Source organism: Streptomyces sp. NBC_01515 (assembly GCF_045040345.1).
GTDB lineage: Bacteria > Actinomycetota > Actinomycetes > Streptomycetales > Streptomycetaceae > Streptomyces.
The window spans coordinates 10,973,141-10,987,608 of sequence record NZ_CP109416.1 but is presented as its reverse complement, the minus strand read 5'-3'; the positions used below and the strand labels follow the sequence as shown (position 1 = coordinate 10,987,608).

Sequence of the window (14,468 nt, the reverse complement as noted above, 5' to 3'; positions counted from 1 at the left end):
ATGGATCACTCACACCGCGGTCGCCCTCGGCGGACTGGCTGATGGGAGTACTGATCGACATCGTCGGGTCTGAAGGGGCCAAGGACTCTCCTTCCGCAACGGTGACCGTGACCGCCACCGCGACGGGCGTAGACGTACAGGCGGGTGCCACTTCCCCCAGCGCTAGTGCCGGGCCGTAGCAGGAGGCCGCGCCCAAGGGAGGGATTCCCGGCGATGGAACGTTCCTGGTGGGCAAAGACATCCAGGCCGGCACCTACGGCAGCAAGGGCAAGAACACGTACGGCTGCTACTGGGCACGCTTGAGCGACACGACCGGCGAGAGCAGCGCCATCATCGCCAACGGCAACGCCCAGGGCCCGGCCGTCGTCAAGATCGCAGCAGGTGACAAGGCGTTCCAGACCACCGACTGCAAGGCCTGGAAGAAGATCGGCTAGCCACCAGCCAGCGGAGCTCCGGTCCCGCCGCCGCGGTCAGCGGCGGCCGGTGGCCAGGATGACGAGGAACTGGCCACCGCCCGCCTCGATATCGGCGGTCACCGGCAGCCCCGGTACCAGTCGGGAGAACCGATCCACCAGCCAATCCGCCGCCTCTTGGGCGTCCCGCCTGGTCGGACAACGGCCCACCATCTCGCGGCCCCCCTTGCGCTCCAGCCTCCCGGCAACGGTGATCAGCGGCGCGGGTTCGACCACGTACAAGCGGTCCGGCCAGGCGATGACCACCTTGACCGCGCCCTTACGGGTGTTGCACCCACGGTGCGCGAGCCGCTCGGCGACCTTGGCCTTGCGGTCGGCGGTCCTGCTGTCGACGCTGGGCCCCCGCGGGTCGTTCACCGACTCGCCGGGGTCGACCGGTTCGTCACACACCCAGCAGCGCCAGCCGTCACGCTCGGCCACATCATCAAGGAGACTCACCCGAGCAAACTAGCCTGCCCGGCCACCACCCCGCACACCAGGTGCTTGAGAAACAGGGCGGCCTGTCAACCCCCGGCACCGGCACCACACCCAGATCTCTCGACTGCCCGCTCCACGACGGTGGCACCCCGGCCGGGACACCACCGGCCTGACGGCCCGACCACACGGGCCCGGCGGCCCTTCACCGTGAGCGTGGCGGCGCAGCAGGGCGGGCAGCGGCATCCGGGTCAAGGGGCAAGGCCGGCTTCACCGCTCAGATGCACTCGTCGGGAAACGACTGCAGCCAGCAGATCCCACGGGCGTGATCCGATCACTGCGACCCAGCCCAGTACTTTCCCTGGAGCCCATCCAACCCGTGCGGTTCACCTCAGCACGCGTCGGCGGGCAGATCCGCGGAAGGCGTAGCGGCGTAGAACCGGCGCAGCGGCCCCTCGATCTTCTTGCTGGCTGCCTGGCGGGAGATCAAAGACCGGTCCAGTAGTTGGTGCTGGTGCGGTTGGGTCTGGTCCTTTTCATCTGGCGCCCAGAGCACAAGCCAGCGCAGTAGCACCCGGTAGGTCAGTTGATGCAGGCGCGGAAGGTCGCTCTCGGGGAACCGGTCCTTCTCCTTGGCGGGCGGTGACGCCCCGTGGGCGTAGATGGACCGCGCTGCGTAGGCGCGGCGGACCAGGTCCTCAGCATCTGTGCGAGCGTCGTCGGTCAGGTGCAGAGCAGCGGCCCGCTGGCCGACCCGTCGGGTCAAGCCTTGCTCGGCGACCTCCTGTTGGACGGGCTCAGCTCGGAACAGGGCGCATTCGAGCGTCCTTCCACAGCTGTGCGCTCACCCGGGGACCAGGTCTCGGCGCCGGAGTAGAACCCGGGCAAGGGGCGCACCTCGCGGATCGTCTCTGGCCAGGCACCGCTCCCATATCCAGAACGAGCATCGTCGGCACGTTGCGCTGTCACGTCGCGGACGGCCCGGCTTTCACCACATGAGGGCGCACATGGATGGTGGGACCATGTGATCGTCAACGAGCCGCACCGACCTCCGGGTCTGCGCGGACGCCCGGGTCGCCGGGGTCGCCGGGGTCGCCGGGCATTCGAGCGTGTATCAGCTGTCGTCAGTGGTGCCGCCGAAGGCGTCACCAAAGGCTTCGCCTTCGGGGCTGACATGCGGCGGTCGACCGTGGAGGCACTCTTCACCGACGCCGACCAGGAACGGCCCGGCGGATGTGCGTCTGTGCGGGTTGTCCGACGGGCTTGGGCCCCAGAATGGTTGGACCGTTCAGTTCCCTGATTCAGAAGGGGAAGCCGGCGTGGGCGCGGCAAGGGCCGGCCTCTGAGGCCGCGACGCCGAAGCGACACCGGATCCGCTGGGTGGGACCTCTCCGCCAGGCAGAGACCGCCGATCCATGGATAAACCTTCCTCTCCCGCCTCTGCGCGGGCGCTCCTACGGTCGAGGCTGCGGGCGCTCACCGGCCCGCCGTACCGAAGGAGCAAGATCCTCATGAAGATGACCGGAAACACGATCCTGATCACCGGCGGCACCTCGGGCATCGGCCTCGGTCTGGCCCTGCGTCTGCACGAGGCCGGCAACAAGGTGGTCGTCGCCGGCCGGCGCAAGGAACTCCTCGACGAGATCACGGCCGAGCACCCGGGCATCGACGGGCTCGTCCTCGATGTCGCGGACCCCGACTCGATTACCCGGGCCCGTGAGACCGTGGCGGCGAGCCACCCCGAGCTGAACGTGCTGGTCAACAACGCCGGCATCATGCTGCGGGAGAACCTTCTCGACCCGGCCGAACTCCCGGTCGCTGAGGATCACGTCGCGACCAATCTGCTCGGCACGATCCGGATGACGTACGCCTTCCTGCCGCTGCTGGTGGGCAAGGACGACGCGGTCGTCATGAACGTCACCTCCGCGCTGGCGTTCGTACCGTACGCGAGCACCCCGACCTACAGCGCGACCAAGGCCGCGCTGCACTCCTTCTCCGAGAGCCTGCGCAGCCAACTCGCCGGTGCTGACGCCGGCGTCCAGGTGATAGAGGTGGTCCCGCCGGGCGTGCGCACGACCCTGCTGGGCCAGGAGGACAGCGACCAGTCCATGCCGTTGGACGACTTCCTCAGCGAGACCCTCGACCTGCTGCGCGAGAAGCCCGACGCGAAGGAGCTTGTCGTCGAGCGCGCCAGGTTCATCCGCGACGCGACGGCGAACGGCTCCTACGACGACGTCCTCGCCATGATCACCAGCAGCTGACGACCTATAGGGACCGACGCGGAGCAGCAGCACGGGAGCGGGCACTGTGGGGCCACGTCATGGACGAACGCGAACTGGATCGCCTCGGGAAGGTCCTCACCGACGACGCGGAACGGTAAGGAAGCGTTTTCGGCTTCGCCCCGGTCGTCGCACTGGAGGCGACCGGCTCCGTCCTGAGCGCCGACGGGCACGCGAGCGCCCGTCACACAACGAACATCGTCGTGCCGGCCAGCCGGGCGACGAGGCCCGGGGCGCGTCCAAGGTGTCGGGCGTCCTCGACGCAGGACCGTCGCGGCGGGCCGTCTTGCATACCGACGGCCTGCGGCGCGCCGCCGACGGTCGGCGCAATTCCCAGCGGGTCAGGCAGGTCAGGTGACTATTGGGACGTCTTGATGCAAGCGCTCTCGGCGTCGGCCGCATGAGCGGCTTCGCGCGGGTGGGAGAGGAGGGCTCAGCCATGGATCGGCGGTCTCTGGATAGCCGGGCGGGAAGCGGCGAGGATGGGGACATGGACAAAAAGGAACTGGCGGAATTCCTGCGCCACCGACGTGAGGCACTGCGCCCGCGTGACGTCGGGCTGGTCGAGGGGGCGCGCAGGCGTACGCAGGGGCTGCGCCGCGAGGAGGTCGCGCAGCTCGCCGGCATGTCCACCGACTACTACGCCCGGCTGGAACAGCAGCGGGCTCCGCAGCCCTCCGTCCAGATCACCGCGGCTCTCGCCCGGGCACTGCGGCTGACCCTGGACGAACGCGACCATCTCTTCGTCCTCATCGGCCACAACGCCCCGGCCCGCTTCCACCGCTCCGAACATGTCAGCCCGACGCTGATGCGGGTCCTGGACCGTCTGGACGACTCGCCGGCCATGGTGCAGACCGATCTGGTCGACACCCTCGCGATGAACTGCTTGGCCGTCGCGCTGCTCGGCGACCAGACCCGCCACACCGGCCTGGCCCGCAGCGCCTACTACCGCTGGTTCATGGACCCGGCCGAACGTCTGATGGTTCCCGAGGAGAGCCGCGAGCGCCACGGTCGCGCCCAGGCGGCGCGCCTGCGGGCCGCGCTGACAGCCGGCAGCGACACCCCCCGGGCCGCCCGGATCCTCGCCGAACTCCAGGAACACAGCCCCGAGTTCGTCCGCATGTGGGAACTTCAGGAGGTCGCCCGACGCTACGACGACTGCAAGACCGTCCTCCATCCGGAACTCGGCCGCATCGACGTCGACGCGCAGCTCCTGTTCACCGAGAACCGCGCCCAGACCCTGGTGGTCCTGACCACTCGCCCCGGCACGGAGAGCCACAGCAAGCTCGAACTGCTCTCCGTCATCGGACAACAACAGCTCACCCCCTGACGTCCTACCGGGGACCGGGCACCTGGCGCGGCGCGGGAGGGGCCGGACAAGGGCACCCTACGGCCAATGATGTCGGCCCCCGCTCTGTCCGGGCTCCGCGCTCAGGCCGCCGATTTGACCGGATGCTGTCTCCGTTTTACTCTCGAATACATACGGAGGCAGCATCCGTTTTGATGCGGCCGCACGATCAGGGCAGGCAGGAGGGCGCATGAGCGCCGGTGAACTGCGGGGACGCAAGCCCCGCGCGGACGTCCAGCGCAACCGCGCCGCCCTTCTGGAGACCGCACAGCGTCACTTCCTGCGGCACGGGGTCGGCACCTCCCTTGAGGCGGTGGCCAAGGAGGCGGGCGTCGGGCCCGCCACTTTGTACCGGCACTTCCCCACCCGGGAGGCGCTGCTGGCGGCCGTGCTGCAGACCCGCTCCGAGGAGCTGGTGGCCCGCCAGGCGGACATCGAGCAACTCGGTGACCCGGCCGAGGCGCTGGACCAGTGGCTGCGGGCGATGGAGGAGTACTTCAGCGCCTTCAGCGGGCTGCCCGACCCGCTCATGGCCGCGGCCCGGGCACAGAAGCCGGACAACCCGCTCACGATCCCCTGCGGCATCCTCATCTCCGCCACCGATCAGTACGTGCGAGCCGCCCAGCTCGCGGGGCGCGTGCGCGCGTCGGTGCGGGGGCACGACCTGTTCCTCGCGGCCTGCTCCGTTGCCTGGATCAAGGGCACCGGTACCGAGGAGGAGCCGCTCGACCGGCTCCGCACGCTCATCGCGAGCGGCTACCGCCAGCAGGACACCCAGGCGTAAACCGCCCGACATCCTGCCCCGCCTCGCAACGCCAGGCGGTACCACCACACAGCCATCACATCGCGCTGCCCTCAGGGGCGGCACAACCTCCCAAGGGACAAATAATGAAAATTACTGTCATAGGCGCCGGTGCCATCGGCGGGAACCTCGCTGCCAAGCTCAGCACGGCCGGTCACGACGTCCAGGTGGCCGACGCCCGCGGCCCCGAGGCCGTCCGGTCGGAGGTGCTGGAGTCCGGGGCCCGCGCGGCGGGCCTCGCCGACGCCGTCCAGGGCCGGGACGTCATTGTCCTGTCGATCCCGTTCGGGGTGGCGGGCCAGCTGGCGGACCTGTTCGCGTCGGTGCCTGCCGAGACGGTGGTCATCGACACCGCGAACTACTACCCCGGCATGCTCACCGAGCCGATCGAGGCGGTGGACAACGGCCAGGTGGAGAGCGTGTACACCGCCGAGCTGCTCGGCCGCCCCGTGGTCAAGGCGTGGAACGCCGCGCTGGCAGAGACCCAGCGGACCAAGGGTGTTCCGGCCGGAACACCCGGCCGCCTCGCCATCCCCGTCGCCGGCGACTCCGAGGAGGCGCGGAAGGTGGCCATGAGCCTGGTGGACGACACCGGCTTCGACCCCTACGACGCCGGCACGCTGGCCGACTCCTGGCGCCAGCAGCCCAACGGCCCCGCCTACTGCACCGAGCTGACCCTCGACGAGCTGCCGGCGGCCCTGGCCGCGGCCGACCGCGTCAAGGACGCGGCCATCCGCGACAGCCTCCCCGAACGCTTCGCCGCCCTCCCTGCCAACCCCACCGTCGACGACGTCGTCGAGATGAACCGCGCCGCCCACCGCTGAGTCACCCGACGCGACGCTCGCTCACCCAACGGCACGAGAGCGGCGGCGCCGGCAGCCCACGAACACACAAGACGAACACGAAGAGCGCACGGTCCCCCACGCTGCGACCCGCAGTCTCGGCATGCCGTTGCCTGCGAGCATCCGCATGCCTGCCGCTACCCGCCCTCTAATGGTGCGTCCCGCGCCCGGCCCATACGTCAGCTGCCTCGCCGCACGGCCTGCCGTACCGCGCTGTGCCGCGGCCTCCGTGGCGGTGGCTGCGCGCCGCGGAGAGGAACCGCCTTGCTCGGCACCGCGTCACCCTCCACCGACAGAGCACGCTCCCGACGCTCCCCCGGCGGTTCCTGCCCACCGCCCTGTCCCCCTCGGACATCCGCGGCGTGCTGGAGGACGCACTGGCAGTGGCCGACGCGGCGCGATCACCGAAACGGCGCGACCTCGGGCTCGCCGTGATCCAGGAACGCTTCGGGGCCGGCACGCAACCGGACGCGGAACGGCTTGTCCGCCTGAACCGCGCAATTTCCATGTGAGGAGGGACGGGGGCTGACGCGATGACCCGCGCCCTCGTATCTCGCCTCCATCTCCAGCTGCTACGCGCCGAACCCGCCACCCCCGGCGGCATGTCGGCCAGCGCTGACAAGAAGGTGCCCGGCATCCGTACGGTGCCCCACTGCACCGCCCAGCCCAGCCGACTATGAGACCGGCGCTTGGCCCGGGCCTGTTCCAAGGCCACCACGTCCAACCGGAAAAGCTCATCCAGCTCCTGAATGGACGGCTCACCGGCGAAGCATGCGTACCGGCCTTCTGCTCTCCTGAAAGACAGTCAACTGCCACAATTCGTGACGCTAGGCAACAGACACCTCACCAGTCCCAGCAGTGATCGAACCGAGATCCAAGACCAATGCTTAGAGGATGTCTCACGTGGTGAGTTTTGCGAGCTTCTTGTAGCAGGTCAGGGCTGCCGCGAGGCCGAGGAAGGCGAGGAAGTGGCTGCCCTTGCGTTCGTATCGGACCGTAAGCCGGCGGTAGCCGAACAGCCAGGAGATCGACCGCTCGATCTTCCAGCGGTGGCGGCCGAGCCGTTCGCCGGACTCGATTCCTGGCCGCGCGATCCGCGGGATCAGGCCGCGGCCGCGGAGCCAGGCCAGGTGGTCGGCAGAGTAATACGCCTTGTCCGCCCGGATTTTGACCGGTCGCCGTCGTCGCGGTCCGCGTCTGGAGCGGATGGCGGGTATCGCCAGGATCAGCGGCTTGAACGCCTGGCTGTCGTGCAGGTTCGCCCCGGACACCGCAACAGCCAGCGGGATGCCCTGAGCGTCGGACAGGACGTGCAGTTTGCTGCCCTTCTTGCCGCGATCGACCGGATTCGGCCCGGTCAGAGTGCCCCCCTTTTCGCCCGGACGGAGGCCGCGTCGACGATCGCCGAGGTCCAGTCCACCTCGCCCCTGGCGCCGAGTTCGTCCAGTACCGCCCGGTGCAGCCGACGCCACAGGCCCGCCTCGGTCCACACCGCGAACCGGCGATGCGCCGTAGCGGGAGACGTACCGAACGTCGGCGGCAGATGCCGCCAGGCACAACCGCTGCTCAGCACGTACACCACCGCGGTGAACACGGCCCGCTCATCACACGGAGCAGTCCCACCACCCTGCGGACGAGCAGCGAACGACGGCAGCAACGGGACGACCAGCTCCCACAGTTCATCAGGAACCAGCCGCTGCGACAGATCGACACACCCACGACCGGCATCATGCCGCACGCACATCACACCACGTGAGACATCCTCTAAGACCGTGTCCTATGTGGTGATCATTCGTTGGACTGGTCATGGGGCGGGGTACGTGGAGTTGGATTGTTCCGGACGGGCTGTGGGAGATCGCGAAGCCGCTGATCCCGCCGTCGAGAGGGCGGCCGCAGGGCGGCGGAACGCAGGACACACCTGATGAGACGCTGTTCGCGGCCATCGTCTACGTGCTGGTCAGCGGCTGCGCCTGGCGCGCACTGCCGCCGTGCTTCGGGATATCGAAGTCGACCGCCCACCGCCGGTTCCTGATCTGGTCGAGAGCCGGCGTCTGGGGCCGCCTGCACGAAGCCGTGCTGCACCGCCTCGACGACGCCGGGCTAATCGATGTCACCCGCGTCGTCCTCGACACCGCCCACGTCAGGGCTAAAAAAGGGGCGAACACACAGGTCCCAGCCCCGTGGACCGGGGCAAGCCGGGCTCCAAGATGCACGTCCTGTCGGACGCGAACGGACTGCCCCTCCTCGTCGGTGTCTCGGCCGGCAACGTCCACGACAGCGAAGGGCTGAAGCCCATGATCGCCGGTCACCAAACGAGACACGACCCCCACCGCGGCCGGTACTTCAAGCCCCAACGCCTCCACGCAGACAAAGCCTACGACCACGCCAGTCTGCGGAAATGGCTGCGCGGCAAGCGCATCGGAGTCCGGATCGCGCGCAAAGGCATCGAGTCCAGCGAACGGTTGGGGCGCCGCAGACGGGTGATCGAGCGCACGATGTCGTGGCTGTCCGGCTACCGCAGACTCAGCCCCCGCTACGAGCGCCATCCCCGCAACTACCTGGCCTTCCTCGGTCTCGCCGCCGCCCTCTGCTGCTACAAACGGTTCGTCCGCCTCACCACATAGGACACGGTCTAAGGGCTTGCACAAGGACGAACCGGGAACCGCGCCAACAGATATCCCGGCTCCCCGTTGGCCACGAACCGTGTCAGAGATTGCTCCAGCAGCTCCAGAAAGTGCCGTAGATCATCTGCCACCCTGTCGAGTTCGGGTTCGTCCAGTGATGCTGTGCGCGTCCGGTGGACCACCCCGCTGGGGCCAGTGAGCTAACGCAGTCCGCCACCGTTCGAGCCGATGACCAGGCCACGAGCCTCCTCACAGGTGCCATCACCGACAGCGCCATACTCTCTGAGCCGCAGAAGGACGTCAGGTACCGGGTCGACGAACTAGCCGTTGCCGACGTCCGCCCAGGCGATGTCGTCGATGCTGTCGTAGAGGGTGACCAGGTCGGCGGAGGCGAGACCCACTTCGGCCAGAGCGCGGGCCACCGCCTGGTCGTCGGGGTCGGCCGACCGAACCTGCTTGGTGCCCGGGGGAAACCCGTGCCGGCGCTCGAACTCTGCTGTCATGGTCTGCAGAGAGCCTGAGACCCTGCTGATCCACGCGGCCACCCAGGCAGGCGACAGTGAAGGTCCACTCATGAAGCCGGATCATGGCACGCGCCTAGGACGTCAAGGCGACGGCCACCAGCCGTTGCTTCCCGGGATCAGCACAGGGACCTGAGTTGTCGGTGGGCGATGAGACAGCAGGCGAGTCTGAGGAACGCTTCGTGGATGTCGGCTCTGCGTTCCCAGCGACGAGGGGTCTCAACGCGCTCACGGAGGATCCGCCACGACCTCACCCTCAGCCCGGTCGATCCAGCGACTGAATCCGCCCTCGTCGGCGTCGAGCCCAACGTAGCCACGCGCTCGCAACACCCCGCAGACCGTGGAGTTGTGGAAGTCGCGCCGAGCCGCCGACAGCCCGACATACCGGGCCATGGCGGAGGCGACGAGGTTCTCGGCAACAACGTTGTCCCAGGCCACGGCCGACGAGCGGCTGCCGTCACTCACGTGATTCAGGGGTGTGCACGAGCCTGCGGCGGCGATCCGGCGGAGTGGGAGCTGCGGTGCCGCGAGGCTCGGGCGGCGGCGGAGGGCGCCTGGAACGCGGCACGCACGGTGGCGGATGAGACGACCTCGCCGCACCGAGACCTGGCCCGCTTCGAACCGGACGACCGCGCACTGTTCTTCGGTCGGGGCCGGATGGTCGCGGCGCTCCGGAAGCTGGTGGGCGAACACCGGTGCGCGGCGGTGTCCGGTGCCTCCGGCAGTGGCAAGTCCTCGGTACGCGGAGGCCGCGATCGCCGACGCGCTGGTCACCAAGCCGGCCGGCCTTCCCTGGGAGATGGCCGGCACGGTCGCGGGTTCCGGGTGAACCGCCTGGGCGGTCCTCGAACGCCTCAAGGTCATCCAGGGCGAGACCCTGCTGATCCATGCCGCTTCCGGTGGCGTGGGCGCGCTCGCCGCCCAACTCGCCGTGGCCCGGGACGCGCGCGTGATCGGCACCGCGAACCAGGACAACCACGAACGCCTGCGCTCACTCGGTGTATCCCCGTGACGTACGGAGAGTGCCTCGCCGACCGGGTACGAGCGATCGCCCCGAGGGAGTCAACGCCGTTCTCGACGCCTCAGGCAGGGGAGAGATCCCGGCGTCCATCGACCTCGCGGAAGGCCCAGGACGGGTCGTCACCCTTGTGGCTTTCGACGCGGGCAACCTGGGTATCCAAGTCCGCACGGGCGGCGCAAGCGGGAGCGGGGTCCAGGCCCTGCACGACGTCCTCGCCCTGGTCGAACCGGGACGACTGCAGGTCCAGATCTCGCACATCAACCCCCTCGCGGTGGCAGCTGTCGCACTCGACCTGAGCCGTACGTGACACGTCGGCGGCAAGATCGCACTCCTGCCCTGGGCGCCCCAGGACCCCTCGGCCTGCCTCACGAGGGGTCCTGGAGCGGACTTCAGCTCTTGCCGATCAGGCGCCAGATCTGGTTCTTCTTGGTGCTCAGTACGCTCGCCGCGTCGCAGGTCCACTGGTGGATCAGCGCGCCGGCGGTGGTCGAGACGCCGGTGACGTCGACGCACTTGCCGCTGTGGACGGCGACCAGTTGGTAGTCGTGGCTGTTGCCGAGTGCGGTGACGGGGTTGAGGGTGAACTGCTGGTTCGTGGCGCCGTTGCAGGTGTACTGGATGACTGCGGCGCCGTCGGTGGTGGAGGCGCCGGAGACGTCCAGGCACTTGCCGCTCAACTCGTCGACCACCGTGTAGGTGTTGGTCTTGCCGGTGACCGGCTTGAGGTCGAGCATCTGCTGGTAGCCGCCCTCGCAGTAGTACTGCTGGTACTGCGTGCCGTTGGCGGTGGAGAGGTTCGTGTCGTCCAGGCACTGGCCGCTGTTCTGGCTCACGGCGACCGTGGAGACAGTGGTGTTGGACGGGGGCAGCAGCGTGACGGTGTAGCCGTCCTTGGCGTTCGTCCACGGCAGGCTCACCGAGGCGGCGTTGCCGCTGACCGTGAGAGTGGTGTCGGAGATGGTCTCCGGGCCGGTCACGGCGGCCCCGCTGTTGTACGGGACGCGCTGGACGACGGCGCGGACCTGGCTGTTCTCCACGACCGACGTGGTGTTGAGCCCCGTCAGATTGACGGTGACGGTGCCGGTGTTGCCGCTGCTGCCGAGCAACACCTTCGCGTTTCCTGCCGAGTTGTCCTTGGTGGCCAGGCCGTCGGTGCCGGTGCCCGGCGTGAGCTTGACGATGTTGCCGGTCTGGGAGCCGTAGTAGCGGTACATGAACCACTCGCCGAGCGGCAGGTACTGGCCCGCGCTGTTCTTGGTGAGCAGGTTGGCCTCGTTGTCGTGCAGCGCGGTGCCGGAGGCCCAGTTGCCGCGCAGGCCGTCGGCGCCGGCCCGTTCCAGGCGGCCGATGAACCAGGCGCCGCCGCCCGGGGACTGCATGGACAGGGTGGCGTACTCGTTGATCTGGTAGGCACGGGTGTTGGTCAACCCGGCTGCCGCGAGCGTGGAGTTGGCGCGGCCCACGTCCGTGACCGGGTCGCCGGGTTCATCGTGCCAGCTGTAGATGTCGGGCGCGACGTTGTTCGCCTTGATGTACGTCAGATACGTCGTCCACCAGCTGTTGGAGGAGTTGGGCTGGCCCGCGATGCTCGGGCCGACGATGAGCTGGGCGGGGAACGCGGCGCGCACCTTGGCGTAGAAGCGCGACCACATGGCCAGGTACTGCGTCTGTGAGGCGCCCCAGAAGCCGCTGCCGTCGGGCTCGTTCCACAGGTCCCACTGGACCGTCATGTTGTTGGCCTTGACGTCACTGACGAGCTGGGTGACGAAGGCGTCGAACTGGGTCCAGTCACCGTTGTCGCCGGGCCAGCCCTGACTGGTGGTGCCGTCGGCGCCCCACAGGTCGTGCGGGAGGAGGACGAAGGTGCCGCCGAGGGCTGCGGCGCGCTTGTACTGGGCGAGAGTTGAGGCCCAGCGGGTCTGGTAGTCGGCGAGGCTGGTGGCGTAGCCGCCGCTGTTGAGCTGGGCGCCGCCGGCTCGCATGAAGTGCCACTTGATGTCGGTGAAGAAGTGGTCCTGCGGCAGCGAGCCGTCCGGCGTCATCCCGTAGATCATCCCCGAGGCGTGGTACGTGGGGGCGCCTCCGGCGGTGGAGAAGTCGACGGTGACGGAGGTGTCGGCGGCGTGGGCCGTGGTCGCGGGGAGGGTGACGGCGGCGAAGGAGGCGAGGAGCGCCGCGATCACGGCGGTCCTGCGGCCTCTCCGGACGGGTGGTCTGCCGGTGCGTCCGGCTGGGGAAAGGAAGCGAGGTATGCGCATGTGCGGGTCTCCCGAAGGGGTACTTTCCTGGGCGCGGCTCGCCCAGGGGTCTGTCAGCCGACGGCCTCCGTGGCCTCGGCACGCCTCAGCTCGTGGGCCTCGGCGAGGAGGAGGTAGCTGCTGGCGGTCCAGGTGTAGGCGCGGTCGCGCAGGCCCGCGCCGGTGAGTGCGTCGAAGTTCTCGGCGAAGCCCGAGGTCTCGCACAGGGCACGGAAACGGGCGCTGATCTCGTCCGCGAGGCGCTCGTGGCCTGCGCGGCGCAGGCCGTCCTCGATCAGGACGGTGGACGGGGCCCAGATGGGGCCGCGCCAGTAGCCGTCGTCCAAGTAGTGCGGTGAGGTGGGCAGTTCGGTGGCGAGGCCGTGCGCGGTGAGGTGGGCCTCGATGCGGTCGGCCAGCGCGTCGCCGATGTAGACGGGCAGGTGCTCGCCGAGTACGACGGGCATCAGGTCGAGCAGGCTGGAGCTGCTCCACGTGGCCCCGCTGTGTGCCGAGCGGGCGACGAACCGGTCGCCGGTCCACAGCTCGTCGAACAGCGCCGCCTGGGTCGCGTCGGCCGTCCGCGTCCACTTGCGCATGTCGTCCGGCAGCCCCAACTCCCCCGCCAGCTCGGCGAGTTCACGCAGTTGCAGGACGAGAAACGCGGCGAGGTCGGCGCTGACGATCACGCGTTCGGGGTCGAAGGTGGTGGCGTTGTCCCAGCCGCTGTCGTTGCCGTGCTGGTAGTACGGGAGGGCGGACCCGGGTGCCCGCCGCATGGTGAGCCAGAAGTCCGTCCAGCGGACCAGCCGGTCGTACACCTCGGTCAACTCGGCCTGGCTGAGCGGCTTGTGGAGCCGTCGGCGCAGGTGGCGCAGGGCCCAGCCGTGGATGGGCGGCTTGACGAAGTTGTGGAGGACCTCCGAGTGGGTCACCGAGTCGGGCAGCGCGCCGGTCTCGTCCTGGTGGTCGAAGGGCAGCGAGAACTGGTCCAGGGCGAGTGCGGGGCTTCTGGCAGCCAGGGCAAGGGAGTTGAAGCAGTGGTCCCAGCTCCACACCTTGTCCATCCAGTGCTTCGACATCAGCACGGCGGGCCGGGTGACGAAGCCCAGCGGCCGGACGGTCGCGGACCACAGCACGTAAGCGGCGAGTTCCGCGGCGGGCGTCTCGGACGTACGCCAAGGTGCGACCGAATCGGCGAAAGCATCGAACGCGTTGCGCGCGGTGTCCACGACCTGGTTGAAGGGCGCCGACGAGGCGTAAGGGCGGCGCGCGGTCTCGTACTCCTCGACCGCGACCTCCCAGGCCGCGTCGCCCCCGGCGCCGATCGTGACACCTCGCGCCGCGCTGCCCAGGCTCTGCGTGCCGGACGCCTCGGTCACGGTTCCCGACAGCACGCTGACGCGGTAGCGCCGACCCGTCTCGTACGAGGTGAACACATAAGCCCCCGTGCCGGGTTCGGGGTAGAAGTAGGTGCCGCTGAACGGGGTCAGTACGGCCGCCGCCGCGCCGATGCGCAGGCCGAACCCGGCACCGCGCAGCCGTACGGTGTCCGGCGATTCGTAGGTGAGGTCGATGCGGCCCTCGGTGCCGGTCCAGGTGAGCAGGCTCGGTGTCGCGTGCGGGCTGGTGACGGCGCGGTCGCCGGTGGCCGGGTCGAGCGGGACGAGGCGCAGCACGGCGTGCATGCCGTTCTGGTGCGAGACGAGGTGCAGGTCTTCGGCGTACGTCTTCTCCGCCACCACGGGTGAGATGCCGAACCATGACCCGCTCGTGCTGAACGGGATGTCGTGGACGGAGAAGGCCGGGCCGGACGGGGCGGCGGTCATGCAGCGTGACTCGTTTCTGGAGCAGGGGTGATCGGCACGTGGGCAGGAGTGATCGGCCGACGGGCGAGCGGGAAGCAG

The 14,468-nt window shown here is 69.1% G+C and carries 15 protein-coding genes and 3 pseudogenes; 9 read left to right on the top strand and 9 right to left on the bottom strand.

Features of this window, described 5'->3' with window-relative positions; genetic code table 11:
- Positions 1-227 precede the first annotated feature (227 nt).
- Entirely contained in the window at positions 228-434 is a 207-nt protein-coding gene (locus OG407_RS48545; protein WP_405867784.1) for a hypothetical protein, read from the top strand.
- Positions 435-470: 36 nt separating this feature from the next.
- Here the strand turns inward: OG407_RS48545 and OG407_RS48540 are convergent, their stop codons facing one another.
- A complete protein-coding gene (locus OG407_RS48540) occupies positions 471-911 on the bottom strand; it encodes a hypothetical protein (protein ID WP_405867782.1) in 441 nt (146 codons plus the stop codon).
- Between the two features lie 367 nt (positions 912-1,278).
- Positions 1,279-1,653 carry a hypothetical protein gene (locus tag OG407_RS48535; protein WP_405867780.1) on the bottom strand — a complete coding sequence of 125 codons (375 nt, stop codon included), beginning with the start codon at positions 1,651-1,653 and terminating at the stop codon, positions 1,279-1,281.
- Positions 1,654-2,398: 745 nt separating this feature from the next.
- On the opposite strand from OG407_RS48535, the gene OG407_RS48530 reads away from it, so the two are divergent.
- The 5 genes from OG407_RS48530 (at position 2,399) to OG407_RS48510 (ending at position 6,670) form a co-directional block, all read left to right on the top strand.
- Entirely contained in the window at positions 2,399-3,148 is a 750-nt protein-coding gene (locus OG407_RS48530) for an SDR family oxidoreductase (RefSeq protein WP_405867778.1), read from the top strand.
- Between the two features lie 508 nt (positions 3,149-3,656).
- Positions 3,657-4,496, top strand: coding sequence for a helix-turn-helix transcriptional regulator (locus OG407_RS48525; protein WP_405867776.1), 840 nt, complete (start codon positions 3,657-3,659; stop codon positions 4,494-4,496).
- Between the two features lie 208 nt (positions 4,497-4,704).
- Complete coding sequence (locus OG407_RS48520; RefSeq protein ID WP_405867774.1) at positions 4,705-5,298, top strand: TetR/AcrR family transcriptional regulator; 594 nt, start codon at positions 4,705-4,707, stop codon at positions 5,296-5,298.
- 104 nt (positions 5,299-5,402) lie between these two features.
- The gene (locus OG407_RS48515) at positions 5,403-6,140 is read left to right on the top strand and encodes an NADPH-dependent F420 reductase (RefSeq protein WP_405867772.1); all 738 of its coding nucleotides are present in this window, start codon (positions 5,403-5,405) and stop codon (positions 6,138-6,140) included.
- 380 nt (positions 6,141-6,520) lie between these two features.
- The gene (locus OG407_RS48510; protein WP_405867770.1) at positions 6,521-6,670 is read left to right on the top strand and encodes a hypothetical protein; all 150 of its coding nucleotides are present in this window, start codon (positions 6,521-6,523) and stop codon (positions 6,668-6,670) included.
- An 89-nt stretch (positions 6,671-6,759) separates the two neighbouring features.
- Here the strand turns inward: OG407_RS48510 and OG407_RS48505 are convergent.
- Positions 6,760-6,963 (bottom strand): annotated as a pseudogene (locus tag OG407_RS48505) (DUF4158 domain-containing protein); the annotation flags it as partial.
- A 94-nt stretch (positions 6,964-7,057) separates the two neighbouring features.
- Positions 7,058-7,902, bottom strand: a protein-coding gene (locus OG407_RS48500) for an IS5 family transposase (protein ID WP_405867768.1) whose coding sequence is annotated in 2 segments (ribosomal slippage) — positions 7,058-7,533 and positions 7,533-7,902 — 846 coding nt in all. Because the reading frame shifts where the segments join, the coding sequence is not laid out codon by codon here.
- Between the two features lie 62 nt (positions 7,903-7,964).
- On the opposite strand from OG407_RS48500, the gene OG407_RS48495 reads away from it, so the two are divergent.
- Positions 7,965-8,782, top strand: a protein-coding gene (locus tag OG407_RS48495) for an IS5 family transposase (protein WP_405867766.1) whose coding sequence is annotated in 2 segments (ribosomal slippage) — positions 7,965-8,313 and positions 8,313-8,782 — 819 coding nt in all. Because the reading frame shifts where the segments join, the coding sequence is not laid out codon by codon here.
- 320 nt (positions 8,783-9,102) lie between these two features.
- Here the strand turns inward: OG407_RS48495 and OG407_RS48490 are convergent.
- The 3 genes and pseudogenes from OG407_RS48490 to OG407_RS48480 all read right to left on the bottom strand — a co-directional run bounded on the left by OG407_RS48490 (position 9,103) and on the right by OG407_RS48480 (position 9,768).
- Positions 9,103-9,285, bottom strand: a complete 183-nt coding sequence (locus tag OG407_RS48490; protein ID WP_405867764.1) for a hypothetical protein — start codon at positions 9,283-9,285, stop codon at positions 9,103-9,105.
- A 137-nt stretch (positions 9,286-9,422) separates the two neighbouring features.
- Positions 9,423-9,512: pseudogene (locus OG407_RS48485) on the bottom strand (IS5/IS1182 family transposase); the annotation flags it as partial.
- A gap of 19 nt (positions 9,513-9,531) precedes the next feature.
- A complete protein-coding gene (locus tag OG407_RS48480) occupies positions 9,532-9,768 on the bottom strand; it encodes a hypothetical protein (RefSeq protein ID WP_405867762.1) in 237 nt (78 codons plus the stop codon).
- On the opposite strand from OG407_RS48480, the pseudogene OG407_RS48475 reads away from it, so the two are divergent.
- Positions 9,769-9,984 (top strand): annotated as a pseudogene (locus tag OG407_RS48475) (hypothetical protein); the annotation flags it as partial.
- Between the two features lie 341 nt (positions 9,985-10,325).
- The gene (locus OG407_RS48470) at positions 10,326-10,631 is read left to right on the top strand and encodes a zinc-binding dehydrogenase (protein ID WP_405867760.1); all 306 of its coding nucleotides are present in this window, start codon (positions 10,326-10,328) and stop codon (positions 10,629-10,631) included.
- 82 nt (positions 10,632-10,713) lie between these two features.
- Here OG407_RS48470 and OG407_RS48465 read toward each other — a convergent pair whose 3' ends face one another.
- Both OG407_RS48465 and OG407_RS48460 read right to left on the bottom strand, forming a co-directional pair.
- Entirely contained in the window at positions 10,714-12,507 is a 1,794-nt protein-coding gene (locus OG407_RS48465; protein ID WP_405867758.1) for an RICIN domain-containing protein, read from the bottom strand.
- Between the two features lie 128 nt (positions 12,508-12,635).
- Positions 12,636-14,390, bottom strand: coding sequence for an amylo-alpha-1,6-glucosidase (locus OG407_RS48460; protein ID WP_405867756.1), 1,755 nt, complete (start codon positions 14,388-14,390; stop codon positions 12,636-12,638).
- Positions 14,391-14,468 lie beyond the last annotated feature (78 nt).